Origin of the sequence: Streptomyces sp. CA2R106, from assembly GCF_037034245.1 — a bacterium.
GTDB lineage: Bacteria > Actinomycetota > Actinomycetes > Streptomycetales > Streptomycetaceae > Actinacidiphila.
In genome coordinates this window covers 1-733 of sequence record NZ_JBAGKC010000150.1, presented here as the reverse complement: position 1 = coordinate 733, position 733 = coordinate 1, and the positions used below count along the sequence as shown (strand labels likewise).

Genomic DNA, 733 nt, shown 5'->3' with positions numbered 1-733 from the left:
TGCGTTGGGTGATCCGATCGAGGCGCAGGCGCTGCTGGCCACGTACGGGCAGGATCGTGATCCGGCGCGTCCGTTGTTGTTGGGGTCGGTGAAGTCGAACATCGGCCACACCCAGGCGGCTGCGGGTGTGGCGGGTGTGATCAAGATGGTGCAGGCGATGCGGCACGGGATGCTGCCGCAGACCCTGCATGTGGATGCTCCGTCCTCCCACGTCGACTGGTCGGCCGGAGCGGTGGAGTTGCTGACGGCGCCGCGTGAGTGGCCGGCGGACTCTGGTCCGCGGCGGGCGGGTGTTTCGGCCTTCGGGATCAGCGGCACCAACGTCCACCTCATCCTCGAACAGGTCCCCGAGGACACCCCTGCCCAGGACAGTCCTGCTGTGGACGTTCCTGCCCAGGATGTCTCTGGCCCGAGTGCCGCCGCTCAGGACCAGCAGGGCGAGCGGGAGGAGGACCTGGGGGCAGGTGCGGTGGTGTGGGTGGTGTCGGCGCGGTCTGATGCGGCGTTGGTGGCGCAGGCGGGTCGGTTGGCGGAGTTTGTGGCGGCGCGTCCGGGGGTGGGGGTCGGGGATGTGGCGTTGTCGTTGGCGGTGACGCGGACGACGGGGTTCGCGCACCGGCTTGCGGTGGTGGGCCGGGACCGTGGTCGGTTGCTGACGGGGATGTCTGCGGTTGCCGCGGGGCAGGTTGCGCCTGGTGTGGTGAGCGGTGTCGTGTCCGGGGTTGGTGGTTCT

At 69.8% G+C, this 733-nt stretch carries 1 protein-coding gene; it reads left to right on the top strand.

The window, feature by feature from the left end; genetic code table 11:
- A partial coding sequence (locus tag WA788_RS35455) for a ketoacyl-synthetase C-terminal extension domain-containing protein (RefSeq protein WP_335984613.1) occupies positions 1-733 on the top strand: 733 nt, incomplete at both ends.